The sequence below is a fragment of the Yoonia vestfoldensis genome (assembly GCF_002158905.1).
GTDB classification, from domain to species: Bacteria; Pseudomonadota; Alphaproteobacteria; order Rhodobacterales; family Rhodobacteraceae; genus Yoonia; species Yoonia vestfoldensis_B.
Genome location: NZ_CP021431.1, coordinates 971,266 through 996,711, shown reverse-complemented (window position 1 = coordinate 996,711; position 25,446 = coordinate 971,266). Strand labels below are relative to the sequence as shown.

22 protein-coding genes are annotated in these 25,446 nt (G+C 62.5%); 5 read left to right on the top strand and 17 right to left on the bottom strand.

All coding sequences use genetic code 11. The annotated features are described in order from the left end of the window. Positions 1–2 precede the first annotated feature (2 nt). Positions 3–1,100, bottom strand: coding sequence for a UDP-N-acetylglucosamine--N-acetylmuramyl-(pentapeptide) pyrophosphoryl-undecaprenol N-acetylglucosamine transferase (locus LOKVESSMR4R_RS04930; protein WP_087206564.1), 1,098 nt, complete (start codon positions 1,098–1,100; stop codon positions 3–5). Further along, entirely contained in the window at positions 1,097–2,266 is a 1,170-nt protein-coding gene (gene ftsW / locus LOKVESSMR4R_RS04925) for a putative lipid II flippase FtsW (RefSeq protein ID WP_087206563.1), read from the bottom strand. Before ftsW ends, LOKVESSMR4R_RS04930 begins: the two co-directional genes overlap by 4 nt. 129 nt (positions 2,267–2,395) lie before the next feature. Here ftsW and LOKVESSMR4R_RS04920 point away from each other — a divergent pair, with 129 nt between their 5' ends. Next, positions 2,396–3,574 carry an NAD(P)/FAD-dependent oxidoreductase gene (locus LOKVESSMR4R_RS04920; protein WP_087212634.1) on the top strand — a complete coding sequence of 393 codons (1,179 nt, stop codon included), beginning with the start codon at positions 2,396–2,398 and terminating at the stop codon, positions 3,572–3,574. An 18-nt stretch (positions 3,575–3,592) separates the two neighbouring features. Here the strand turns inward: LOKVESSMR4R_RS04920 and LOKVESSMR4R_RS04915 are convergent, their stop codons facing one another. The 13 genes from LOKVESSMR4R_RS04915 to LOKVESSMR4R_RS04865 all read right to left on the bottom strand — a co-directional run bounded on the left by LOKVESSMR4R_RS04915 (position 3,593) and on the right by LOKVESSMR4R_RS04865 (position 16,260). Then, positions 3,593–5,014 carry a globin-coupled sensor protein gene (locus LOKVESSMR4R_RS04915; RefSeq protein WP_087206562.1) on the bottom strand — a complete coding sequence of 474 codons (1,422 nt, stop codon included), beginning with the start codon at positions 5,012–5,014 and terminating at the stop codon, positions 3,593–3,595. Positions 5,015–5,089: 75 nt separating this feature from the next. Further along, entirely contained in the window at positions 5,090–6,502 is a 1,413-nt protein-coding gene (gene murD / locus LOKVESSMR4R_RS04910; RefSeq protein WP_087206561.1) for a UDP-N-acetylmuramoyl-L-alanine--D-glutamate ligase, read from the bottom strand. Between the two features lie 4 nt (positions 6,503–6,506). Beyond that, positions 6,507–7,589: a phospho-N-acetylmuramoyl-pentapeptide-transferase gene (mraY, locus tag LOKVESSMR4R_RS04905; RefSeq protein ID WP_087206560.1), complete on the bottom strand. Its 1,083-nt coding sequence runs from the start codon at positions 7,587–7,589 to the stop codon at positions 6,507–6,509. A gap of 12 nt (positions 7,590–7,601) precedes the next feature. Then, positions 7,602–9,032 (bottom strand): UDP-N-acetylmuramoyl-tripeptide--D-alanyl-D-alanine ligase, encoded by a 1,431-nt coding sequence (locus LOKVESSMR4R_RS04900; protein ID WP_087206559.1) that lies wholly within the window; start codon positions 9,030–9,032, stop codon positions 7,602–7,604. Beyond that, positions 9,029–10,507 (bottom strand): UDP-N-acetylmuramoyl-L-alanyl-D-glutamate--2,6-diaminopimelate ligase, encoded by a 1,479-nt coding sequence (locus tag LOKVESSMR4R_RS04895; protein WP_087206558.1) that lies wholly within the window; start codon positions 10,505–10,507, stop codon positions 9,029–9,031. Before LOKVESSMR4R_RS04895 ends, LOKVESSMR4R_RS04900 begins: the two co-directional genes overlap by 4 nt. An 11-nt stretch (positions 10,508–10,518) precedes the next feature. Then, a complete protein-coding gene (locus tag LOKVESSMR4R_RS04890) occupies positions 10,519–12,300 on the bottom strand; it encodes a peptidoglycan D,D-transpeptidase FtsI family protein (protein WP_087212631.1) in 1,782 nt (593 codons plus the stop codon). Continuing rightward, a complete protein-coding gene (gene ftsL / locus LOKVESSMR4R_RS04885) occupies positions 12,300–12,659 on the bottom strand; it encodes a cell division protein FtsL (RefSeq protein WP_087206557.1) in 360 nt (119 codons plus the stop codon). The genes LOKVESSMR4R_RS04890 and ftsL overlap by 1 nt, the downstream gene beginning before the upstream one ends. After that, positions 12,659–13,639, bottom strand: a complete 981-nt coding sequence (gene rsmH, locus LOKVESSMR4R_RS04880) for a 16S rRNA (cytosine(1402)-N(4))-methyltransferase RsmH (RefSeq protein WP_087206556.1) — start codon at positions 13,637–13,639, stop codon at positions 12,659–12,661. Before rsmH ends, ftsL begins: the two co-directional genes overlap by 1 nt. A gap of 7 nt (positions 13,640–13,646) precedes the next feature. Next, a complete protein-coding gene (locus LOKVESSMR4R_RS04875) occupies positions 13,647–14,087 on the bottom strand; it encodes a division/cell wall cluster transcriptional repressor MraZ (RefSeq protein ID WP_237331906.1) in 441 nt (146 codons plus the stop codon). After that, complete coding sequence (locus tag LOKVESSMR4R_RS20385) at positions 14,071–14,448, bottom strand: hypothetical protein (protein ID WP_162290715.1); 378 nt, start codon at positions 14,446–14,448, stop codon at positions 14,071–14,073. Before LOKVESSMR4R_RS20385 ends, LOKVESSMR4R_RS04875 begins: the two co-directional genes overlap by 17 nt. Continuing rightward, positions 14,445–14,687, bottom strand: a complete 243-nt coding sequence (locus LOKVESSMR4R_RS20415; protein WP_204248723.1) for a hypothetical protein — start codon at positions 14,685–14,687, stop codon at positions 14,445–14,447. Before LOKVESSMR4R_RS20415 ends, LOKVESSMR4R_RS20385 begins: the two co-directional genes overlap by 4 nt. A 17-nt stretch (positions 14,688–14,704) precedes the next feature. Next, positions 14,705–15,190 carry a GNAT family N-acetyltransferase gene (locus tag LOKVESSMR4R_RS04870; RefSeq protein ID WP_087206554.1) on the bottom strand — a complete coding sequence of 162 codons (486 nt, stop codon included), beginning with the start codon at positions 15,188–15,190 and terminating at the stop codon, positions 14,705–14,707. Further along, positions 15,187–16,260 (bottom strand): Mrp/NBP35 family ATP-binding protein, encoded by a 1,074-nt coding sequence (locus LOKVESSMR4R_RS04865; protein ID WP_087206553.1) that lies wholly within the window; start codon positions 16,258–16,260, stop codon positions 15,187–15,189. Before LOKVESSMR4R_RS04865 ends, LOKVESSMR4R_RS04870 begins: the two co-directional genes overlap by 4 nt. Positions 16,261–16,509: 249 nt before the next feature. Here LOKVESSMR4R_RS04865 and LOKVESSMR4R_RS04860 point away from each other — a divergent pair, with 249 nt between their 5' ends. Then, a complete protein-coding gene (locus tag LOKVESSMR4R_RS04860; RefSeq protein WP_087206552.1) occupies positions 16,510–16,725 on the top strand; it encodes a DUF1127 domain-containing protein in 216 nt (71 codons plus the stop codon). A 421-nt stretch (positions 16,726–17,146) separates the two neighbouring features. Here the strand turns inward: LOKVESSMR4R_RS04860 and LOKVESSMR4R_RS04855 are convergent, their stop codons facing one another. Next, positions 17,147–17,599: an Lrp/AsnC family transcriptional regulator gene (locus LOKVESSMR4R_RS04855; RefSeq protein WP_087206551.1), complete on the bottom strand. Its 453-nt coding sequence runs from the start codon at positions 17,597–17,599 to the stop codon at positions 17,147–17,149. 72 nt (positions 17,600–17,671) lie between these two features. Here LOKVESSMR4R_RS04855 and LOKVESSMR4R_RS04850 point away from each other — a divergent pair, with 72 nt between their 5' ends. Further along, on the top strand, positions 17,672–18,271 hold the full coding sequence (locus LOKVESSMR4R_RS04850; RefSeq protein ID WP_087212628.1) for a LysE family translocator: 600 nt from the start codon (positions 17,672–17,674) through the stop codon (positions 18,269–18,271). Here the strand turns inward: LOKVESSMR4R_RS04850 and LOKVESSMR4R_RS04845 are convergent. After that, complete coding sequence (locus tag LOKVESSMR4R_RS04845; RefSeq protein ID WP_087206550.1) at positions 18,268–20,658, bottom strand: ATP-dependent helicase; 2,391 nt, start codon at positions 20,656–20,658, stop codon at positions 18,268–18,270. The genes LOKVESSMR4R_RS04850 and LOKVESSMR4R_RS04845 overlap by 4 nt on opposite strands. 139 nt (positions 20,659–20,797) lie before the next feature. Here LOKVESSMR4R_RS04845 and LOKVESSMR4R_RS04840 point away from each other — a divergent pair, with 139 nt between their 5' ends. Beyond that, complete coding sequence (locus tag LOKVESSMR4R_RS04840) at positions 20,798–21,937, top strand: alpha-hydroxy acid oxidase (RefSeq protein WP_087206549.1); 1,140 nt, start codon at positions 20,798–20,800, stop codon at positions 21,935–21,937. Positions 21,938–21,997: 60 nt separating this feature from the next. Next, positions 21,998–25,441, top strand: coding sequence for a pyruvate carboxylase (pyc, locus tag LOKVESSMR4R_RS04835; protein WP_087206548.1), 3,444 nt, complete (start codon positions 21,998–22,000; stop codon positions 25,439–25,441). Positions 25,442–25,446: the final 5 nt, after the last annotated feature.

The window sequence follows — 25,446 nt, the reverse complement described above, 5'->3', positions numbered from 1 at the left end:
CATCATCTTTTGCGCGCCTCTGCCAGATTTTCAACCAATTGCACAAGCCGGTCCGTGGCGTCCGGCACGGCGCATTGCACGGCCTTGGTCGCCATATCCGCCGCCAGCGCATCATCTGACAGCAGGTTTTGCAGCGCCATCGTCAAGGTGGGCGCGTCAAATTGCGGCTCTGTCATCATCAGCGCGGCACCTGCATCCACCAGCTGGCGCGCATTGGCGGTCTGTTCATTCCGCAGCGCGGCGGCGAATGGCACCCAGATCGCGGGGCGTCCGATCACGCTGACATCGGCCACTGTGGACGCGCCAGAGCGGGAGATGACCAATTGCGCCTCGCTCATCCTTGCGGGGATATCGGTGAAAAAGCTCTGCACATCGGCGGAAACACCGGCCTCGGCATAGAAATGCACCACGCGGTCCATATCCTCGGCCCTTGCCTGATGGCTGACGCGGATATTGCCGCGCAGATGATCCGGCAAGGCAGCGATGGCGGCAGGCACGACATCGGACATGATCCGCGCGCCCTGCGATCCGCCCAGCACCAAGATCGCCATCGGATAATCGCCCGGCGCAATATAGGGCGCGCCCGCACGGTCCAGCACCGCCGCGCGCACCGGATTGCCGGTATGGATGCCGGTCACACCCGCCGGCAGCGCGGTCGGCCATGTCCCGCAAGCGACCTGATCGACACGCCGCGCAAAAATCTGGTTCACGCGCCCCAGCACGCCGTTTTGTTCATGGATCATGCGCGGGATGCGCAAGGCCCAGGCGGCGGTCATTGCCGGGATCGCCGGATAGCCGCCAAAGCCCACGACAACCGCGGGCCGGTCGCGCAGCATCCGCCATTTGGCAGCCGCAATGCCACCGGCGATGCGCAAGGGCACCAGCGCCTTTTGCGCCAGACCGCCCCGGGCGAAAGTGGCGCTGCCCACCGTGCTGACCGTGACCGCAGCGGGAAAGCCGCCGGTATACCGCGCGCCGCGCGCATCGGTCGAGAGTTTCACGCGCCATCCGCGCGCCAGCATCGCCTCGGCCAAGGCCTGCGCGGGGAACATATGCCCACCCGTGCCACCGGCCGCGATGATCAACAGCGGTGCTTTCATCGGTTGGCACGCCGCATCAGGATATCGCCGATCTTGCCTTGCGGGCGCGACCGGGTGAAGGCCAGCAGCATGCCGATGGCAATCCCGCCCGCGATCAGCGAGGAACCGCCATAGGATACGAAAGGCAAGGTCATCCCCTTGGCAGGCAGCAGGCGCACAGCCACGCCCATATTGATCATCGCCTGTGCGCCAAAGATACAAGCCAGCCCCGTTCCGGCCAACCGGATGAACGGATCGCGTTCCTTCATCAGGCGCAACAGCGACCCCACGACGATGGTGGCATAAAGCGCGATGATCACCACGACACAGACCAGCCCGTACTCCTCGGCGGCGACAGCGATGATGAAATCGGTATGCGCATCAGGCAGCGACCATTTGACCTGCCCCTCGCCCACGCCGACCCCGAAAAAGCCCCCCTCGCGGATCGCATTGGTGGCAAAGCCCAGCTGCGTTGTCGGGTCCACATCGGGCGAGAGAAACCCGTCGATCCGGCGGGCGAAATGTTCGGAATTGGCATAAAACAGCGTGCCTGCGAAAAACACCGCCACAGCCAGCACGATCAGCAGCGTCATCGGCGCGCCTGCCACGAAATACATCACCCCCCAGGCGAACATGATCAGCGCCGCCTGCCCGAAATCAGGCTGAAACGCCAAAAGCAGCGCAACCATCATTGTCAGAACAAAGGAATAAAGCTTGCCCGGCGGGCCGCCCAATTGGGTCGATGCGGCCAGCAGCCAGGCGGTCATGACGATGAAACCGGGCTTGAGAAACTCCGAAGGCTGCACCGATGCGAAACCCAGCGAATACCAGCGCGTCGCCCCCTTGCCGAAATCGGTGCCAAAGACCGGCAGCAGCAAAAGCGACACGAAAGCCGCGAAAAACCCCAAGATTGCAAGGCGGCGGACCATCACCGGCGACATCATCGACACGATGATCATCACCACGATGGCCGTGCCGCCAAAGACGGTCTGGCGGATCACATAATGAAACGGCTCCAGCCCGTTCTTGGCGGCCAGCGGTGGCGATGCGGCAAAGCCCAGCAAAAGCCCGATCCCGAACAGGATCAGCACACAGGACAAGGTCCATTTATCAATCGTCCGCCACCAACGTGGAAGAACTGCGTCGCCGGACCGCACCGGAACCGCGCCATAGACCATTTCCGTCATGGATCACCGCCAATTTGCCTCGATCGCCCGTTTTCCGGGTCTGCCCCCAGCATAGACCGCATTTGCGCGTGATTCTACCGCAAAACTGCGCTCTTGCGCCCGGCGGCGATCCGCGCGACATCGCGGGGCATGAAAGTGCAGACCTTGATCATCGGTGCCGGTGCTGCGGGCATGATGTGCGCGGCCCATGCGGGGCCGGACGTGCTGGTCGTGGACCATGCGCGCGCGGCGGGCGAAAAGATCCGCATTTCAGGCGGCGGGCGGTGCAATTTCACCAATCTGCACACAAGCGCCGATCAATTCATCAGCCAGAACCGGCATTTCGCGAAATCCGCGCTGGGGCGCTATACGCAATGGGATTTCATCGCGCTGGTCGAGGCGCACCGCATTCCCTGGCATGAAAAGACGCTGGGGCAATTGTTCTGCGATACATCGGCCAAGGATATCATCGCCATGTTGCGCGCCGAAATGACGCGTGCCGGGGCCAGGCTCTGGCTAGACACGCAGATCGGCGAGATCGGCCATGATGGCAGCGCTTTTACCGTGACGCTGACCCGCGAGGGGCGCGATATGGCGGTGACGGCCCGCAACCTGGTGGTGGCCAGCGGCGGCAAGTCGATCCCCAAGATGGGGGCGACCGGGCTTGGCTATCAGATCGCGGCCCGCTTTGGCTTGCCCTTGGTGACACCGCGTCCGGGCCTTGTGCCGCTGACCTTTTCGGATGAACGTTTCAAGCCGCTGGCCGGGGTGGCGGCACCAGTGCGGGTCACGGCGGGCGGTACTGGCTTTGACGAGGCGCTGCTTTTCACCCATCGCGGGCTGTCGGGACCGGCGGTGCTGCAGGCCTCATCCTATTGGGCCGAGGGCGATCCGATCAGCGTGAACCTGACGCCGGGCACCGATCTGCTGGCCACCCTGCAAGGCCATAGGCGCAGCGATCCGCGCAAGGCGCTGACCACGATCTTGGCGCTGTATCTGCCCGCGCGGCTGGTCGATTACCTGGCCGGGGGGATGCAATTGACCGGGACCATGGCCGATCAAAGCGATGCGCGCCTTGCCGCGCTTTGCGCCGCTTTGGCGGATTGGCAGATCACGCCGTCCGGGTCCGAAGGGTACCGGACCGCCGAGGTCACCCTGGGCGGCGTCGATACCGATGCCCTGTCGTCGCAGACAATGGCGGCCAAATCCGTGCCCGGCCTGTATTTCATCGGCGAAGCGGTCGATGTGACGGGATGGCTGGGCGGGTATAATTTTCAATGGGCCTGGTCCTCTGGCTGGGCGGCAGGCCAGGCGATCCGGCAGGGGTAAGGTGGGTCTTGACCCACCCTAGGCAGCGCGCGCCGCAGCCGCCCCCGCGCGGGTCAGATCCTGCTGGACGAATTCATTGACCAGCTGCGTCAAGGCGCGCGCCGAATGCTGCATCGAGGTGATCGCGGCCGCCGTCTGCTCGGCCATGGCGGCATTATGCTGCGTCACCTGATCCAGCTGGGCCACGCCGGTTGCGATCTCGCTCAGCCCGGTTGATTGTTCCTGCGAGGAACTGGCGACCTGCGACATCAGCACGCTGGCGCGGCCAACCTCGGTCACGATACTGCCCAGCGCGGCGCCGGCCTGATCGGCCAATTGCACGCCATGATCGACCAGATCGGTGCTTCTTTGGATCAGGACCTTGATTTCCTTGGCGGATTCGGATGCCCTTTGGGCAAGATTGCGCACCTCTGACGCGACAACAGCAAAACCGCGCCCGGCATCGCCTGCGCGCGCGGCCTCTACCCCGGCGTTCAGGGCCAGAAGATTGGTCTGAAACGCCATATCGTCGATCACCGTGACGATGGCGGTAATCTGCGCCGAGGCCTGGGCGATATCACGCATCATCTGCACGCTTTGTTGCACGACATCATTGCCCCGCACGGCGTTATTCTGGGCTTGGGCCACGACCTGATCGGTTTCCACCGTGGCCGCGGCCGAGGACCGCACGGTGACGGTGATCTGTTCGACCGCCGCTGCCGTCTGTTCCAGGGTCGCGGCCTGCGTTTCGGTCCGGCGCGACAGATCCTCTGCCGCGACGGTCATTTCCTGCGCATGCTGGTCAATCGTCGCGCTGGCCGTCTGGATACGGCCCAGCACATCGCGGAACGTCCCGATCAACCCGTTGAACGCCAGGCGGATATCATCATAGCGGGCGGGATAGCCGCTGGCCGTCGGATCGGGGATCGCCTGCGCGCGGTCAATCCCTGTCCGGATATGATCAAAAGCGCGGGTCTGTTCATCCGTCTGCGCGGCAAAATAGGCCTTGATCACATAATGCATATCCAGCCCAAAGACCCGGGTCAGCAGCGGCAGAACATGGGCCAGCTGCGCGCGGCGCGCGGCACGGGTCACCCCGCGTGCATTGCCAAGCAGCAGTGACTGGATCTGCGATGTCGCATGGCTATAGCCCGAAATATACAGCAGAAACGGCACCTGGATATCGAAATGCACCCGGCCCAAGCGGTCAGCCGATGTCAGATAGGCCTGATCGAACCGCCCCGACAACAGCAAGGCCCAATGCCGTTTTTGTTCATGGCGCGCATGGGCCATCAGCGCACGGTCGGAAAAGAACTGCAATGTATCACCATCCGATGCGGCGAAATCGTAAAAATGATCCAGCACCTGATCCAGCAGCGGCAAGACATGCAATCCGGCGGTCCTGACGCTATCGCGGTCAAGATCGAATTTCGTCAAAACCTGATCGACTGTATCGGACATGCGGGCAAACCTGTGCTGGTGAACTCAGCACATCTACAGGCCAAAGCGTAAACAATTCGTTGCAGGCTTTGCCGCCTAGCCGGGCTGATCCGCAATCTGCGCGGCCACACAGGCGATGAAATCCGCACCGCGCTGTTCGAAATTGTCATATTGGTCAAAAGAGGCCGCCGCAGGCGCCAGCAGCACCACATCGCCCGGTTCGGCCTCGGCGGCGGCAAGCGCGACGGCCTGTGCCATGGTCGTGCAAATCTCGGCCGGAATGCCCGGCAATTGGCGGGCGAAATCCGCCGCCTCGCGGCCGATGACATAGGCCTTGGCGACATGGGGCAGATGCGGCAACAACGCGTCCAGCCCGCCGTCTTTCTGCAAGCCACCACAGATCCAGCGGATCCGCGCAAAGGCTTGCAGCGCCTTGGCCGCGCTATCGACATTCGTGGCCTTGCTGTCATTGACGAAACGCACGCCATTGCGTTCCGCGACCAGCTGGCTGCGGTGCGGCAGGCCGGGGTAGGATTGCATCGCCGCCTCGATCGTGCGCGGGCCAAGACCCAGCGTGCGGCAGACCGCATAAGCGGCACAGGCATTTTGATGGTTATGCGCACCGGGCAAGCCCGCAATCGCGCGCAGATCGATGGACCCGACCTGCCGGCCATGCCGGTATTCCGCCAAAAACCCCTTGCGCGCGAAAACCGACCAAGCGGCCTCGGTCAGTTTCTGCCCTGATGAGACCTGCACCACACGGTCGTCGCCCGGTCCTTGGGACAGCTGGTTGGCGACATAGCGGCCTTCGTTTTCATCGACACCGATCACCGCACGGTCGGGACCGCCTTCGGCAAAAAGCCGCCGTTTCGCGGCGAAATACCCGCCATGCCCGGCGTGCCGGTCCAGATGATCGGACGTCAGATTGGTCAGCACCGCCACATCGGGCGTCATCGCGCGCGCCAGATCGGTCTGGTAGGAAGAGAGTTCCAGCACCACAACCTCGCCATCGCGCGCGGGGTCGATATCAAGCACGCCGCGCCCGATATTGCCCGCCAGCTGCGCCGGACGTCCGCTTTCGGCCATGATGTGATGGATCAGCGCCGAGGTGGTGGATTTGCCATTCGATCCGGTCACGGCAACGACGCGGGGGGTGGTGGCAAAGCCGTCCCAATCATCCGTCGCAAAAGACCGGAAAAACAGCCCGATATCATTATCGACCGGCGCGCCTGCGGCCCAGGCAGCGGCGATGGCAGGATGCGGCGCAGGGTAGAGATGGGCAATACCGGGGCTGACGATCAGGGCTGTGATGCCGGCATAGGATGCGGGCTTGGTCAGGTCGCGCAAGACCAGCCCTGCGGCTTCGGCCAGATCACGCCCGGCCTGTCCGTCATCCCAGACCACGACCTGCGCGCCACCGGCCTGCAAGGCCCGCGCCGCAGCCTGCCCCGACCGGCCCATCCCCAGCACCGCCACGCTTTTGCCGGCAAAACCCTGCACTGGAATCATCGGATCACCGCACTTTCAGTGTTGCCAGACCGATCATCGCAAGGATCAGCGCGATGATCCAGAAGCGGATCACGATCTGCGGTTCCGACCAGCCTTGTTTTTCGTAATGGTGATGGATCGGGGCCATCAGGAACACCCGCTTGCCGGTGCGTTTGAAATACAAGACCTGAATGATCACCGACAAAGCCTCGACCACGAACAAACCACCGACGATGGCCAGAACGATCTCGTGCTTGGTGGCCACGGCAATGGCCCCCAGCGCGCCGCCCAAGGCCAGCGATCCGGTATCGCCCATAAAGACAGCGGCGGGCGGCGCGTTATACCACAAAAACCCAAGGCCCCCGCCGATCAGACCCATGGTGAAGATCAGCAATTCGCCGGTATCGGGGACGTAATGCACATCCAGATATTGCGTGAAATCGACCCGCCCCACGGCATAGGCGATCACCCCGAAAGTGCCTGCCGCGATCATCACCGGCATGATCGCCAAACCGTCCAGACCATCGGTCAGGTTCACCGCATTGGCAGAGCCGACGATCACGATCACCGCGAAAGGCACGAAGAGCAGGCCAAGATTGATCAGTGTATCCTTGAAGATCGGCACCGCCAGCTGGTTGGTCAGATCATCGGGATGATATTGCGCCGCCCAATAGGCCGCGATGCCCGCAATCGTGATCCCCAGCAGGATACGCAGCTTGCCCGACACGCCCGAAGTATTCTGCTTGGACACTTTGGCATAATCATCGGCAAAACCGATGGCGGCAAAGGACAGGGTGACGAACAGCACCATCCAGACGAAAGGATTGTCCAGCCGCGCCCATAGCAGCGTGGAAAAGGTCAGCGCGCCCACGATCAACAGCCCGCCCATGGTCGGCGTGCCCGCCTTGGCGAAATGGCCTTCGGGGCCGTCGCTGCGGATCGGCTGGCCCTTGCCCTGCTTGCGGCGCAGCACATTGATCAGCGGGCGGCCAAAGATGAAACCAAAGATCAGCGCGGTCAGAAAGGCCCCACCGGCACGAAAGGTGATATAGCGGAACAGGTTGAAGACGTCGCCGCCATCCGAAAGTGCCGTCAGCCAATAAAACATGATGTGGTCCTGTTATTCATCACCGCGGCGATGCCCCAGTTTGCGGATCGCGTCAACGACCAGCGATACTTTGCTGCCTTTTGACCCTTTCACCAGCACCACATCGCCGGTGTCGACCAAACGCGTGGCCTGCGCGGCAAGCTCGGCTGCGGTGGCGGCCCATTGGCCGCGTTTGCCCTGCGGCAAAGCCTCCCATAGATGCCGCATCAAGGGCCCGGCACAATGGATCAGGTCAAGCTGCTGCAAATGCGGGTTCTGCGCCATGGCGGCATGCATCGCGACCTCTTCGCTACCCAGTTCCAGCATATCGCCCAGAATGGCCACCCGGCGTCCCTTGACGATCCGGCCCACCCCGTCGCGCGGCTGGCCGGCGGCGATCACCTCCAGCGCGGCGGCAAGCGATGTCGGGTTGGCGTTGAACGCATCATCCATCAGGTCGAGCGTTTCGAATTCATTGGCCGGATCAAGCTGCAAGATCTCGCGCGTGCCGCGCCCCGCAGGCGGCACCCAAAGCGCCAGATCCAGCGAGGCTGCGACAGGATCGGCCCCAAGGGCTGCGACAACCGCCAGCACCCCCACCGCATTCAACCCGAAATGCCGCCCCGGCACCGAGAGTTTGAACAGGTAATCATGCCCCGGAGAGCCTGCGCCAATCACCGTGACATCGCGCCCGATGCGCAGGTCATTGACCCGCCATGCACCAGAATTTTCGCCGAACAGCACGATCTGCGCGCCGATCTGTCGCGCGCGGTCCTGCAAGATCGCCGTCGTTTCGACATCGCCGTTCAGCACCGCGATCCCGCCCGGTTCCAGCCCGTCAACGATGGTGGCCTTTTCGCGCGCGATCCCGGCAAGGTTTTCGAATGACGCCAGATGCGCCGCCGCCACGGTGGTGACCATGGCCACATGCGGGCGGGCCATGCGCGACAGGGGCGTGATCTCGCCCGGATTGCTCATCCCGATCTCGATCACGGCGAAATCGGCATCGGCGGGCATCCGTGCCAGCGTCAGCGGCACGCCCCAATGGTTGTTATAAGATGCCTCGGCGGCGTGGCATTTGCCTTGGCGGCCCAGCACGGTACGCAGCATTTCCTTGGTGGATGTCTTGCCCACCGATCCGGTGATTGCCGCGATTTTGGCTGTGCTGCGGGCGCGCGCGGCGATGCCCAGCGCCTCTAGCCCGGCCAGCACGTCTGGCACGATCAGCAAAGGCGCATCGGCAGGCACATCATCAGGGCGGCGGCTGACCAAAGCGGCAGCAGCGCCTTTTTCCAGCGCCATGGCGACGAAATCATGCCCGTCGCGCTGATCGGTCAAAGCCACGAACAGATCGCCCTTTTGCAAGCTGCGGGTGTCGATCGACACGCCTGTCGCGGTCCAGTCACCGCTGGTGGCACCGCCCGTCGCGGTAGCGGCATCGGCGGCGGTCCAAAGCGCGCTCATATGCGTCCCTCCAAGGCTGCGACGGCGACGCTGGCCTGTTCGACATCGTCAAAAGGCATCACCGTATCGCCAATGATCTGCCCGCTTTCATGGCCCTTGCCCGCGATCAGCAGCGCATCGCCCGGTTGCAACATGTCGATGCCGCGCAGGATCGCCTCGGCGCGGTCGGCGACCTCGGACAGGCTGTCGCAGCCCTGCGCACCGGCCAGCACGGCGGCGCGGATGCTGGCGGGGTCTTCGCTGCGGGGGTTATCATCGGTCACGATCACGCTATCGGCAAATTCCGCCGCTGCCGCGCCCATCAAAGGGCGTTTGGTGCTGTCGCGGTCGCCGCCTGCACCGATGATCGCCACGATCCGGCCCATGACATGCGGGCGCAGCGCTTTCAGCGCGGTTTCCACGGCATCGGGCGTATGGGCGTAATCGACAAAGACCGCCGCCCCATTGGCGCGGGTCGCGGCCAGTTCCATCCGGCCGCGCACGGTGCCCAGATGCGGCAAGGCGGCAAAGACCTCGAGCGGATCAGCCCCTGCGGCGATGACCAGCCCAGCCGCCAGCAGTACGTTTTCGGCCTGAAACCCGCCGATCAGCGCCAGACGCGCATGATGCGGGCGGCCCTGCCATGTGAACAAAAGGTCCTGCCCCGTGGCATCGAACCGCTGACCAGTCAGGCGCAGGCGGGCATCATCGCTGCGCCCGACGCCGATCACCTCTTGACCGCGCTGGGTGCAAAGGGCGGCGACGACAGGCCCCTTAGGATCATCGAGGTTCACAACGGCCACGCCATCCTCGGCCAGAACGCGGGTGAAAAGACCCATTTTGGCGGCGAAATAAGCCTCGAACGTGCCGTGATAATCCAGATGGTCCTGCGTGAAATTGGTGAAACCGGCCGCCGCCAGCACCACGCCATCCAAGCGACGCTGATCCAACCCATGCGACGATGCTTCCATCGCGACATGGGTGACACCCTGGCCTGTGGCCTCGGCCAGCACGCGGTGCAGGGTGATGGGTTCGGGGGTTGTGTGTTTGAGCGGATAGGCCCAGGCGCCTTCGACACCGGTGGTGCCAAGGTTCACGCCTGCCAGCCCCATTGCTTCCCAGATCTGGCGGCAAAAGCTGGACACCGATGTCTTGCCATTGGTCCCCGTCACGGCGACGACCGTCCCCGGATGCGCCCCGAACCACAGCGATGCTGTCTGCGCCAGCGTCTGGCGCGGGTCTTCGGCCACGATCAGCGCGGCATCGCTGGCGGCCAAGACATCGGCAGCGATCCGCGCGCCTGCGGCATCGGTCAGCACGGCGGCAGCGCCCATGCGCAGCGCATATTGGATGAATTCCGCGCCATGGACCTTGGCCCCCGGCAGGGCGGCGAACAGGCTGCCCTTGATCACATCGCGGCTGTCCACGGCCAGGGAAGTGATGGTTGCGTCGCGCCCCTGCGCTGCCGTCAATCCCAGCGCCGTCAATGTCGTCATCACATGCCCCTTTAGTTCGAGGTGAGTGTTACACCGACAGCTTCGTCCATGTCCATCTGCGGGCGCAGACCCAGCAAAGGGGCGGTGCGGCGGATGATCTCGGCGGCGACGGGCACGGCGGTCCAGCCTGCGGTGCGGCGTGGCTCGCTGCCGGATGTCTCGACCGGTTCATCCAGCGTGGTGATCAGCACATATTGCGGATCGCTGGCCGGAAACACCGCGGCAAAGGTGGAAATGACCTTGTCCTCGTAATAGCCGCCGCCCGCGGCGCGCGGCTTGTCGGCGGTGCCGGTCTTGCCGCCGACCTGATAGCCCGCGACATCACCCATCGAGGCAGTGCCCTGGGTCACGGTATCGCGCAGCATATCGACCATCGCCCGGCTGACAGCCGCGCTGATCACGCGGGGGCCGGGTTGCGGGTCGGGGTTGCGCAGCAGTGTCGGTTCAACCCGCGTGCCGCCATTGACCATCGCCGCATAGGCCGCCGCCAGATGCACAGGCGAGGAGGACAGCCCATGACCATAGGAAATCGTCATGGTCGAGATTTCCGACCAGTTGCGCGGCAACAAGGGCGTGCCGGTCGGGGCTTCGATCATTTCGACCGATGTCGCGCGCAGCAAGCCCAGCTGGTCGAGGAACGCACGCTGCCGATCCGCGCCGATCTGCATCGCGATCCGCGCCGTGCCGACATTAGAGGATTTCACGATCACATTGGTGACGCTGTTCTGCGGCCCGTAATTGCGGAAATCGCGGATCCGGAACCGGCCCCAGGTCAGCGGGTTGGTGGTGTCGATCAGCGTATCGGCGGTGACAAGGCCCAGTTCCATCGCCTGCGCGACGGTAAAGATCTTGAACACCGATCCCAGCTCATAGACCCCCTGCACCGCGCGGTTGAACAGCGGGCTGTCGGACTGGTCGCCCGTGGTAGCGATCTGTGGGCGGTTGTTGGGGTCGAAATCGGGCAAAGAGGCCATGGCGATAATCTCGCCCGAATGGATATCCATCAGGACGGCCGTGGCCCCCTTGGCATTCATCAGCGCCATGCCGCCGGCCAGCACCCGTTCGGTGGCAGCTTGAATGGACAGGTCGATGGATAATTGCAGCGGCGCGCCCTCATTGGCGGGGTCGCGCAGGAAAGTGTCGAACTGGCGTTCCACGCCAGCCACGCCAATCACCTCGGCGCTGGACACGCCTTCGCGGCCATAGCGCGCGCCGCCAAGGATATGCGCGGCCAATGATCCATTCGGATAAAGCCGCATTTCGCGCGGACCAAACAGCAGGCCGGGGCTGCCGATATCATGCACGGCCTGCATCTGTTCGGGGCTCATCTGGCGACGCAGCCACAAAAAGCGCCTTTCGCCGGTGAAATTGGCCAGCAGCCTGTCAGCATCCATTTCGGGAAAGATCGCCGCCAGCTGGGACGCGGTGCGCGCGGGGTCGATCATCTGGCGCGGATGCGCATAAAGCGAGAATGTATCCAGATTGGTCGCCAGCAAACGCCCGTTGCGGTCCACGATATCGGCGCGCTGGCCGATGATCGGATTGCCTTCGGCGGCGGCGCGCGGCTCTTCGGGGACAGATGAGGCCAGCGTGCCCATGCGGCCCGCGATCACGATGAAAGCGCAAAAGAACATCAGCCCCAGCAACAGCAAGCGCCCTTCGGCACGGCTGCGGGCCTTGTCCTGCGCGGCAGCATGGCGGCGCGCGCGGTTTTCAGCCTCGATCATATCGGGGTTTTCGCCCGTTTCGCGGGCCTTGAGGATCCGGGCCAGAGGCCGCAGCGGCGTGCGCATCACAAAGGCTCCTCGTCAAGGTCAAGCGTGTCGTTTGAAATCTCGATCGGATCGGTGATCGGCAGGATCGGCGGGATCGGATAGATGATCTGGTCCACCTGCCCAAAAGCCTCTGGCCGCAAGGACAACAGGCCCAGCCGGTCGAAATTCAGATCGGCCAGATCCGCCAGCCTGTCCGGCCGATTCAGATAGGCCCATTCCGCGCGCAGCATCTGCAACCGGTCATGCGCGGCGCCAATCTCGGTATAAAGCCCGCGCACCTCGCGCACGGCGGCCTGGGTGGTATAATTTTCCTGATAGGCCCAGAACGCCGAAGCAATGACCGCCACAGCCGCGAAAACAAACAGAAAGCCCCGCATCAACGGCCCCCTTTCTTGCGCATCATCGGCATGCCCAGATCGGCCGGATCAAGGCTTTGCGCGGGCGCATCGGTGCGGATCGCGACCCGCAGCTTGGCCGAGCGTGACCGCGGATTTTCGGCCAATTCCTGATCATCCGGCCCGATCGCCTTGCGCTTTTCGATGCGAAAGGCGGGGGTGATCTGCGCAGTTTCCGGTGCATAGCGATTGGCATTGGCAATATTGCCGGACCTTGCCTGCAAGAACCGTTTGACCATCCGGTCCTCGACCGAATGAAAGGTCACGACAGCCAGCTGCCCGCCGGGTTTCAGCGCGCGTTCGGCGGCCATCAGCCCCTCGGCCAATTCGCCATATTCATTATTCACCGCGATCCGCAGCGCCTGAAAGCTCCGGGTGGCGGGATGCGACTGGTTCGGTTTGGCGCGCGGCAGGCAGCTTTCGACGATCTTGGCCAGCTGGCCCGTCGTGGTCACCGGCCGGGCGGCGACAATCGCCTTGGCGATCCGGCGCGAGGCGCGTTCTTCACCGTAAAGATAGATGATATCGGCCAGTTCAGCCTCGTCTGCCGTGTTGCACAGGTCCGCCGCCGACAGGCCCGATTGCGACATGCGCATATCCAGCGGGCCGTCGCGCATGAAAGAAAAGCCGCGTTCGGCCAGATCAAGCTGCATCGAACTGACCCCAAGATCCAGCACCACGCCGTCCAGATCCTGCGCATAGGTATCAAGCTGCGAAAACACGCCTTCCTGCATCACGATCCGGTCGCCATAATCCGCGACCCAATCGGCGGCCATCTGGAATGCCAGCGGATCACGGTCCACCGCAATGACCTGATCCGCGCCCGCAGCCAAGAGCGCGCGGGTATAACCACCATTGCCGAATGTGCCATCAAGCCAGCGCCCCGACACCGGGCTGACCGCCCCGATCAAGGGCCGGATCAGCACGGGGATATGCGGGGTCTGATCTGCGGCAGCGGACATGGCGACCCTATCCGTCCAGCAGGATCAGCGGATCATAGCCTTCGGGCTTGTCCGCAAGATAGGCTGTCAACGTGCTGGAAACATCGCTGTCATAGCTTTCGGCTTTCCAGATCTCGAAATGATCGCCAAGGCCGCTGAAGGTCAGCTCGCCATCAGTGATGCCCAGTTTCTGGCGCTGCTTGATCGGCATCACGGTGCGCCCATCCTTGTCGACATCCAGACGGATCGACTGGCCGATGATCAGGCGCGACAGGATCTGCTTGCGCTCGGACCCGCGCGGCAGGGCATTGATCTGCGCCACGACCTTGCCGAATTCGGCCACACTATACCCTTGCAGCTGGTTCTTGAGGTGGTCACCATAAAGCAGATACATGCGCGGCGTGCGATCAGGGGTCCATTCGGGGTCACCGGATTCCAGCACGCGACGAAAATCAGCCGGGATCGACATGCGCCCCTTGCTGTCCACCTTTTGGGTGTGTTCGCCCGTGAAATTCAGTTCCAACGCCCTCGGCCTCACCTTGTCGCCCGGACATCGCATCCGGATGTGAAAACGGCGGATTGTGCTGCTGCCACTGCACAATCCGCCGCCCTCGTCCCATTGCTGGGAAAGTCCGACTGCGCGTGCCACCTGGGGGGATGTCTGCTCGCTCACGCGCCGGATCGTTTTTGAAGTGATGCCGAAGCCTGTATGAAACCTGCTTTTGCCGGTTGGGGTTCTTGAGCTGCCCCTTTGAAGTCTTGTCCGTCATCACCGTGCAGTCGTTTTGCCATCGCGCGATGCTGTGATCAAGCATTTTCTGGGATTTCATGGAACTTGATGGGCAGTCGGCCGCCGCAAACGCGGTGATTTGGCGTCGGCGCTGGCAAAATTTGCACAGATGTTGGGGCTGCCGTGAAATGGACCACTAGATAGAGGAGAAATCCGCGTTTCGGGCCTGATGCTGAAAAACCGCGCTTTTTCTGGTTTTGGCACCCGGTTTGCAACGTGATCCGGGGCAATCTTCACATACACCTCACGAAAATGATTCGGATATGTGATTGATTCCATGAATTCCCGGCAGTGCGTCAGGTCAGGCGTTTGTGCATCACATGCGCCGCGACAAACCCCTGTTCGGGGTGCCGGAATGCATCGGGGATCGTGCCGATCGTGGCAAAGCCCAAGCGCTGCCACAGCCGCAGCGCGCCCGCATTGCTGGCCAGCACGAAATTGAACTGCATCGCAAGATAGCCCATCGCGCGGGCCTGGTCCTGGCTATGCAGGCACATCTGCGCCGCCAGCCCCTGCCCGCGCGCCGCAGGGGCGACGATATAGCCGCAATTGCAGATATGCGCGCCGCCGCCGGGCTGGTTGGTGCGAAGGTAATAGGTGCCGACAACAGCATCATCCGCCAGCGCCACATAGGTCGCGGCGGGCTGTTGCATCCAATAGTCATAGGCCGCGTCCCGGCTGATCGCGGGATCAACGGCATAGGTCGTGCCCGCGCGAAACACATCGCGCAGGATCGGCCAGAGCGCCGGGAAATCCGCCTTTGTGGCGAGGCGGATGATCACGCCATGCCACCCGCGACCAGACGGCGGGCGATGGCGGCATAGGCCTCGGCCATGGGCGAAGATCCTGCCGCAATCGGCGTGCCTGCATCGCCAGCCAGCCGGGTATCAAGGTCGATGGGCAAAGCCGCAAGGAACGGCACACCGATCTTGTCGGCCTCGGCGGCGACACCGCCATGGCCGAAGATATGCGCCTCGTGCCCGCAATTGGGGCAAATATAGGTGGACATATTCTCGATCAGGCCCAGCACCGGCGTGTTCAGCGTGTTGAACATATCCAGCGCCTTGCGCGCATCCAGCAGCGCCACATCCTGCGGCGTGCTGACCACGATGGCCCCGGTCAGTTCGGCGCGCTGGCACAGGGTCAGCTGCACATCGCCGGTGCCGGGGGGCAGATCGACAAGCAAGACGTCAAGTTCGCCCCAAGCCACCTGCCCCAGCATCTGCTGCAGCGCGCCCATCAGCATCGGGCCGCGCCAGACCACGGCCTTGTCGGGGTCCATCATCAGGCCGATGGACATCATCGTCACCCCATGCGCCTGGAGCGGAATGATCGTCTTGCCATCCGGGCTGCCCGGACGTTTGTTCACCCCCATCATGCGCGGCTGGCTGGGACCATAGATATCGGCATCCAGCAGACCGACCCGCCGCCCCTGCCGCGCCAATGCGACAGCAAGGTTCGACGAAACGGTCGATTTGCCCACGCCGCCCTTGCCCGACCCGATGGCCAGAATGCGGTCCACGCCGCTGACCTTGGCAGGGCCGACCTGCGGGGTCGGATGACGCCCGATCTTGAGCTGGGGCGGCTCTGCCGGTTTCGGCGCGGGACCATGCGCGGTCAACACGGCGGTGACGCTGTCGACGCCGGGCAAGGCCAGCACGACCTGTTCGGCCGCCCGGCGCAAGCCATCCAACCGCGCCGCCGCAGCGGGGCTTTCGGCTTCGATCACGAAACTGACCTTGCCTGCGTCAATCGTCAGCGCGCGGATCATGTCACGCCCGACAAGATCGCCGCCCTCTGGCAGCGCGATGCGGGCAAGGGCGGTCATGATGGTGTCTCGGGTTGCGGCCATGCGCGTGTTCCTTTTCAAATACGCCTCTTTTTCGGTCAACTTCTGGCACGTTTTGGGCAAGACGCAAGAGCACAGCCCTACCTGCCCAAATTTGTAACAGTCAGATGACTTTAGGTCAGCATAACTTATGCATTTTCTGCATAGCAGCATTGACTGATCAGCCATTGTGCAGGCGCAGCATTATCTTACATGATGGTCACAAGAGAACGGCAAGCCTGCCGCAACCACCAGGACGAAACGAGTAGTGACATGACATCATTTAACATCACGCTTCCAGCAAGCATCCCCTTCATGGACCGTTTGTCCGGTGTCCATGCCACCCTGTCCGACAAGATGGCCAAGCGCAAAGTCTTTCTGACCACGCTGCGGGAATTGCAATCCTTGTCCAACCGCGACCTGGCTGATCTGGGCCTGTCGCGCGCCGCATTGCGGGGCATCGCCATGGAAGCCGCCTACGGCAAGTAATTCAAGAATCGGATCTGCCGCCTCCTCCCTGAAAAGGCAGATCTGACAGACCCCACGCCCTACCTCCTCCCGGGGTACGGGGTCATGATTAAGGCGGCGGCATCCACCTCCTCCCGGGTGCCGCCGCTTTATGAAACAAGTTTCGGGACCGCCCACCTCCTCCCGGGTTGGGACCGATGATACCGCCGATGGCGCCCACCTCCTCCCGGGCAAAGTTGGCGAGGACGCGCCTTGCTTCTTCTCCTCCCGAGACGCAAGGAGGCGCTGATAAAAAGAACGGTCATGTCCACCTCCTCCCGGGCATGGCCGTTTTTTTATGCGCGGTTGTTCTTGATGCGCGGTTGCAGGGGCGCTGCCCCTCGCCCCGGATCAAATCCGGGGCTCACCCCGGAGTATTTTTGGAAAAAAGAAGTCGAAAGGCTTAGGCGCGCGTATCTTTCGGCGACCCCATGACCATATAGCTGGTGATGGACCGCACATGCGGCACGGTGCCCAGAATATCGGTGTGGAACGCTTTATAGGCAGGCAGATCGGCGACCTCGACCCGCAGCATATATTCGAACGCACCCGCGACATTGTGGCATTCGGTGACTTGTGGCGCGCCTTGCATCGCGCGTTCAAACCCCGCCTGCGCGGCCTTTGTATGTTCCGACAGCCCCACCGCGACATAGACCACATAGGCGCGGCCGGTCTGCGCGGGATCAAGCCGCGCGCGATAGCCTTTGATCACGCCGCTGCGTTCAAGATCCTGCACCCGGCGCAGGCAGGCCGAGGCTGACAGCCCGACCTGTTCGGCCAGTTGCAGATTGCTGATCCGGCCATCGCGGGACAGGATGCGCAATATATGCGCGTTTATCTGGTCACTTTGCGTCATAGGTTGCAGAAATAACCCGCAATGGCGCAACTTGGCAATTACATTGCGCGATCTGCCCACTATTATTGCGCGATGACCTATGAAATCCTGATCGCCCTTGTCGGCTTTGCCTTTGCCTCCTCGGTCACGCCGGGGCCGAATAACGTGATGCTGATGGCCTCGGGGGCCAATTACGGGCTGCGCCGGACGGTGCCGCATATGCTGGGCATCTCGATGGGGCATGCGTTCATGGTCTTCATGGTCGGCGTTGTGCTGTTGGGGGTCTTTCTGGCCTATCCCGCGCTGAACATCCTGCTCAAGATCGTCAGCGCCGCCTATATGCTGTGGCTGGCGTGGAAAATCGCCAATGCAGTGCCGCCCGAGATGAAGCAAGTCACCGGCAAGCCGTTTACCTTTTTGCAGGCCGCCGCGTTTCAATGGGTCAATCCCAAGGCCTGGTTCATGGCAACAACCGCGATCAGCGCCTATGCGCCGCAAGACCGCGGGTTGGTTCTGGGATCGCTGATGGTGGCAGGAATTTTCGCCACGACCAACCTGCCCGCTGTCACGATCTGGGCCTGGATCGGGGTGCAGCTACGCCGCTGGCTGGGCACGGCACGCCGGTTGCGGGTGTTCAACATCAGCATGGCTTTGCTGCTGGTCGCGTCACTTTGGCCGATGCTGCTGGGTTAGAACGGCACATCATCCGCCGCATCGGCGCTGACGATGAAACGGCCCACCACATGTTTGGTGCCCGCCTTGTCAAACGCGATTTCGAGCTTGTCACCTTCGATTGCCAGCACATTGCCATAGCCGAATTTCTGGTGAAACACCCTTTCATCCACGCAAAAGGCCGATATGGCGGTGGCGTCGATGGTCATGTTGCGCGCCTCGGACGGCATGGCCATGCCGCGCTGCTGGCTGCGGGTCTGCAACCGCCGCCAGCCCGGTGAATTATAGACATCGGCATCATGCGCCTTTTGGTGCAGATCCGACCCCGCCGCCCCCATGATCGCGGGCGAGGCGCTGGCCGCCATCCCCGCCGCCCCGTAACCGCCGCCATAAAGACCGGGCGGGGTCAGCACCTCGACATGATCAGCGGGCAATTCGTCGATGAACCGCGACGGCATCTGCGATTGCCATTGGCCATAAACCCGGCGGTTGGCGGCGAAAGAGATGGTGCATAGCTCTTCGGCGCGCGTGATGCCGACATAGGCCAGGCGGCGCTCTTCCTCCAACCCTTTCAGCCCGCTTTCATCCATAGACCGCTGCGAGGGGAACAGCCCGTCTTCCCAGCCCGGCAGGAATACGGCGGGAAATTCCAGCCCCTTGGCCGCATGCAGGGTCATGATACTGACCTTTTCGCCCTGCTCCTCGGTTTCATTGTCCATGATCAGGCTGACATGTTCGAGAAACCCTTGCAGATTCTCGAAATTCTCCAGCGCCTTGACCAGTTCCTTGAGGTTTTCAAGCCGGCCCGGCGCCTCTGGCGTCTTGTCATTCTGCCAAAACCCGGTGTAGCCGGATTCGTCGAGGATCATCTCCGCCAGTTCCACATGGGTATCCGCCTCGGCGCGGACCTGCGCATGCCAACGGTCCAGACCTGCGACCAATTCGGTCAGCTCTTTCAACCCTTTCCCGCCCAGCAGCCGCCCTTGGCAGACCAGCCGCGCGCCTTCAACCAGCGGCACGTCATTGGCGCGGGCGGTCCGTTGGATCGTCTGAACCGCCTTGTCACCCAAGCCCCGCTTTGGCGTATTCACGATGCGTTCAAAGGCCAGATCATCGGCGGGCGACACGGCCAGCCGGAAATAGGCCATCGCATCGCGGATTTCCATTCGTTCATAGAATCGCGGCCCCCCGATGACGCGGTAGGGCAGGCCGATGGTCAGGAACCGATCCTCGAAAGCGCGCATCTGGTGGCTGGCGCGCACAAGGATCGCCATATTGTCCAGCCCCAAGGGCGCCATGCCACGGGTGCCACGCTGGCTGGCTTCAATCTCCTCGCCGATCCAGCGGGCCTCTTCCTCGCCATCCCAATGGCCGATCAGGCGGACCTTCTCGCCCTCTTTGACGGAGGTGAACAAGGTCTTGCCCAAGCGCCCTTTATTGGCGGCAATCACCCCAGAAGCAGCGGCAAGGATATGCGGGGTGGACCGGTAATTTTCTTCCAGCCGCACTACATGGGCGCCGGGGAAATCCGCCTCGAACCGCAGGATATTGCCGACCTCGGCGCCGCGCCAGCCATAGATCGACTGGTCATCATCACCCACACAGCAGATATTCTTATGCCCCGCCGCCAGCAGGCGCAGCCAGAGATATTGGGCCACATTGGTATCTTGATATTCATCCACCAGAATATAGCGAAACCGCGTCTGATATTGGTGCAGCACATCGGGATGTGTCTGGAAAATCGTGACCATATGCAGCAGGATATCGCCGAAATCGACAGCATTGAGATCGCGCAGCCGGCGCTGATAGGCGGCATAAAGATCCACGCCCCTGCCATCAAAAGCGCCGCTTTCCGCAACAGGCACCTTGTCAGGCGTTAGCGCCTTGTTCTTCCAGCCATCGATGATCCCCGCCAGCATGCGCGGCGGCCAGCGCTTTTCATCCAGATCCGAGGCCACCACCAATTGTTTGAGCAGCCGCAATTGGTCATCACTGTCCAGAATGGTAAAACTCGATTGCAGGCCGACCAATTCCGCGTGGCGGCGCAGCAATTTCGCGCTGATTGAATGAAAAGTGCCCATCCATCTCATTGGTGTTTCGATGCCGAAGGGCTCTTTCTCGAGCCTCGCCCGCATTTCCTTGGCAGCCTTATTGGTGAAGGTCACAGCCAAAACCTGATCAGGATTTGCGCGACCTTTAAAAATAAGGTGAGCGATACGCGTCATCAGCGCCTTGGTCTTGCCGGTCCCCGCGCCTGCCAGCATCAGCACAGGCCCGTCCAGCGTTTCCACTGCCTGGCGCTGTGCGGGGTTCAGCCCGTCAAGATAGGGCATCGCCGGTCGCGCCATGGCGCGCTGGCTCAAAGGGACCGCCGCCTCAAAGGCGTCATCTTCGGAATAATCACTCATCCCCCAGACATAGCGCCAACGATGCCCCATGAAAAGCCTTGTTCTACTTCCGTTCCATCCCATCTTCCGAGCAAAAATATCCCCGCCGGAGGCCTCCCAGCCATTGCAAATGGCGGGAAAACTCTCCTAACGTCCGGGCATGAACGCCCATGCAAGATATCCCGCGATTTCAGACCTCAAGACCCGCGCCCGCGCGCGTATCCCGCATTTCGTCTGGGAATATCTCGACAGCGCCACAGGAGTTGAGGCCACGCAAAAGCGCAACCGCACAGCGCTTGATCAGGTATTGCTGACCCCCTCGATCCTGCATGGCGAATTTACGCCCGATCTGTCCACCAATCTGCTGGGGCGCGATTACCCATTGCCGATCGGCATCGCCCCTTTGGGGATGTCGGGGCTGATCTGGCCGGGCGCGGAACAGATGCTGGCGCGCATGGCGGCGCGCGAAGCGATCCCCTATACAATTTCCACCGTCGCCAGCCAATTGCCCGAAGATGTCGGGCCTCATGCGGGCGATCAGGGCTGGTTCCAGCTTTACCCGCCGCGCGATCCGGTGATCCGGGATGATATCCTGAACCGGGCCAAGGGCGCGGGTTTTCACACGCTGGTCCTGACGGTCGATGTGCCCGTCGCCTCGCGGCGCGAACGGCAAACGCGGGGCGGGCTGACGCAGCCACCGAAACTGACGCCGCGGCTGGCCTTGCAGGCGGCGCGCTGTCCGGCCTGGCTGATGGGGATCCGGCGCACCGGCATGCCACGGCTGCGGCTGATGGAAAGCTATAGCCAGGTCAAAGGCACCCTGCCCTCGACCCAGCATATCGGCTATCTTTTGCGGACCTCGCCCGATTGGGATTATTTCAAAGCCCTGCGCGATGCATGGGACGGCCCTTTGGTGGTCAAAGGCGTGGGGCGCGCCGATGATGCCGCCCGGCTGACCGATGAAGGCGCCGATGCGATCTGGGTCAGCAACCATGCCGGCCGCCAGTTCGACGGCGGCCCTGCCAGTATCGAAACGCTGCCCGCGATCCGCGCGGCCACCCCCCTGCCCGTGATCTTCGACAGCGGTATCGAAGGCGGGCTGGACGTTTTGCGCGCGCTGGCGCTGGGCGCGGATTTCGTGATGCTGGGACGCGCCTTTCATTACGGATTGGCCGCGATGGGCGAGCCGGGGGCGGCGCATGTGCTGGATATCCTGCGCCAGGACATGATTTCCAACATGGGCCAGCTGGGCGCGCGCCACCTCAAAGATCTGCCCGCCTGCCTGCGCCAGACCCCGTAATCGTTCTAGACGCCCCGCAATTTGCCGCTTACCAATGCTGCAACTGCGAAAGGAACGACAATGGCCGATTTCAAGAAAATCCTGATTGCCAACCGTGGCGAAATTGCGATCCGCATCATGCGCGCCGCCAATGAGATGGGCAAAAAGACCGTCGCCGTCTTTGCCGAAGAAGACAAGCTTGGCCTGCACCGTTTCAAGGCGGATGAAGCCTACCGCATCGGCGAAGGCATGGGGCCGGTTGCGGCCTATCTGTCGATCGATGAAATCATCCGCGTGGCCAAGATGTCGGGCGCGGATGCGATCCATCCGGGATACGGGCTTTTGTCGGAAAACCCCGATTTCGTGGATGCCTGCACCGCCAATGGAATCACCTTCATCGGCCCCAAGGCCCAGACCATGCGCCAATTGGGCGACAAGGCCTCTGCGCGCCGGGTGGCCATGGCCGCAGGCGTGCCTGTCATCCCCGCAACCGACGTTTTGGGCGATGACATGGATGCGATCCGCCAACAGGCGGCCGAGGTCGGCTATCCGCTGATGCTCAAAGCGTCCTGGGGCGGCGGCGGGCGCGGGATGCGCCCGATCATGTCCGAAAAGGAACTCGAAGAAAAAGTCCGCGAAGGCCGGCGCGAGGCCGAGGCCGCCTTTGGCAATGGCGAAGGCTATCTGGAAAAGATGATCATGCGCGCCCGCCATGTCGAGGTGCAGATCCTGGGTGACAGCCACGGCCAGATCTATCATCTGTGGGAACGCGATTGCTCGGTGCAGCGCCGCAATCAAAAGGTCGTGGAACGCGCCCCCGCCCCCTATCTGTCCGGCACCCAACGCGAACAGCTGTGCAATCTGGGCAAAAAGATCTGCGCCCATGTGAATTACGAATGCGCGGGCACCGTCGAATTCCTGATGGATATGGATTCAGGCGAATTCTATTTTATCGAGGTGAATCCGCGTGTGCAGGTTGAACATACGGTCACCGAAGAAGTCACCGGCATCGACATCGTGCGCGCGCAAATCCTGATTGCCGAGGGCAAATCACTGGTCGAGGCGACAGGCTGCGCCTCGCAATATGATGTGAAACTTGACGGCCATGCCCTGCAATGCCGCGTGACAACCGAAGACCCGCAGAACAATTTCATCCCCGATTACGGGCGCATCCAGATGTATCGCAGCGCCACCGGCCCGGGCATCCGGCTGGACGGCGGCACCGCCTATTCGGGCGCCGTGATCACGCGCTATTACGACAGCCTGCTGACCAAGGTCACGGCCCGCGCCCCCACGCCCGAAATGGCGATTGCACGGATGGACCGCGCCTTGCGCGAATTCCGCATCCGCGGCGTCAGCACCAATATCGCCTTTGTCGAAAACCTGCTGAAACATCCCACGTTCCTGAACAATGAATATCACACCAAATTCATCGACGAGACGCCGGATCTGTTCAACTTTACCAAACGCCGCGACCGGGCGACGAAAATCCTGACCTATATCGCGGATATCACCGTCAACGGGCATCCCGAAACCGCCAGCCGCCCGCGCCCCGCCGCCGAGATCCGGCTGCCGCGCCCGCCCGTGAAACCGACCAGCAACCTGACCCCCGGCACCCGCAATATCCTGGACGAACAAGGCCCCGCCGCCGTGGCGCAATGGATGCGCGACCAGAAACAGGTGCTGATCACCGACACGACGATGCGCGACGGGCATCAATCCTTGCTGGCAACACGGATGCGGTCGATCGACATGATCAATGCCGCCCCTGCCTATGCCGCGAAAATGCACGGGCTGTTCAGCGTCGAATGCTGGGGCGGTGCGACCTTTGACGTGGCTTACCGGTTCTTGCAGGAATGCCCTTGGCAGCGGCTGCGCGATATCCGTGCCGCCATGCCCAATATCATGACGCAAATGCTGCTGCGGGCCTCCAACGGGGTGGGCTATACCAATTACCCCGATAATGTGGTGCAAAGCTTTGTGGCACAGGCCGCCAAATCCGGCGTCGATGTGTTCCGGGTCTTCGACAGCCTGAACTGGGTGGATAACATGCGCATCGCGATGGATGCGGTGATCGACGCCAATAAGGTCTGCGAAGGCACGATCTGCTATACCGGCGACCTGCTGGACCCTGCGCGCAGCAAATATGACCTGAAATATTACATCGGCATGGCCAAGGAACTGGAAGCCGCAGGCGCGCATGTGCTGGGGCTCAAAGACATGGCGGGGCTGTTGAAACCCGCCGCCGCCAGCGTGCTGATCAAGGCGCTGAAGGACGAAATCGGCCTGCCCGTGCATTTCCACACGCATGACACATCGGGGGCGGCGATTGCCACCGTGCTGGCGGCCTCGGCGGCTGGTGTGGATTGCATCGATGCGGCGATGGATTCATTCTCGGGCAATACATCGCAACCAACGCTCGGCTCGATTGTCGAGGCATTGCGCGGCACCGACCGCGACACCGGCCTTGATGTCGCGGCGATCCGCGAGATCAGCAATTATTTCGAACAGGTCCGTGCCCATTACGCGGCCTTCGAATCAGGGCTGCAGGCCCCCGCCTCCGAGGTTTATCTGCACGAAATGCCCGGCGGGCAATTCACCAATCTCAAGGCGCAGGCGCGGTCCTTGGGGCTGGAAGACCGCTGGCACGAGGTGGCCCAGACCTATGCCGATGTGAACCAGATGTTCGGCGATATCGTCAAGGTCACGCCTTCGTCAAAGGTCGTGGGCGATATGGCGCTGATGATGGTCAGCCAGGGCCTGACGCGCGCCCAGGTCGAAGACCCCAAGGCCGATGTCTCTTTCCCTGACAGCGTGATCGACATGATGCGCGGCAATCTGGGCCAACCGCCGGGTGGCTGGCCTGCGGCCTTGCAGAAAAAGATCCTCAAAGGCGAAAAAGCGCAGACCGACCGCCCCGGCAAATCGCTGCCGCCGGTGGATCTGGCCAAGACCAAGGCCGAATTGCAGGCGAAATTCGAGGATGTCATCATCGATGACGAGGATCTGAACGGCTATCTGATGTATCCCAAGGTCTTTCTTGATTACACCGCACGGCACGAGATTTACGGCCCCGTGCGCACCCTGCCGACGCGGACTTTCTTTTACGGGATGGAACCGGGCGAGGAAATCGCCGCCGAGATCGACCCCGGCAAGACGCTCGAAATCCGCATGCAGGCGGTGGCCGACATGAACGAGGATGGCGAGGTCAAAGTCTTCTTCGAACTCAACGGCCAGCCCCGCACGATCAGGGTGATGAACCGGCTTGCCGCTGCCGACAAGGTGCAGCGCCCCAAGGCAACGCTTGGCAATGCAGCCCATATCGGCGCGCCGATGCCCGGTGTCGTGGCCAGCGTGGCGGCTGTGGCGGGCAAAGCGGTCAAGGCAGGCGATCTGTTGCTGACGATCGAGGCGATGAAGATGGAAACCGGCATCCATGCCGAACGCGACGCGGTGATCAAGGCCGTGCATGTGCAGCCAGGCAGCCAGATCGACGCCAAGGATCTGCTGGTGGAGCTAGAGTAATGACC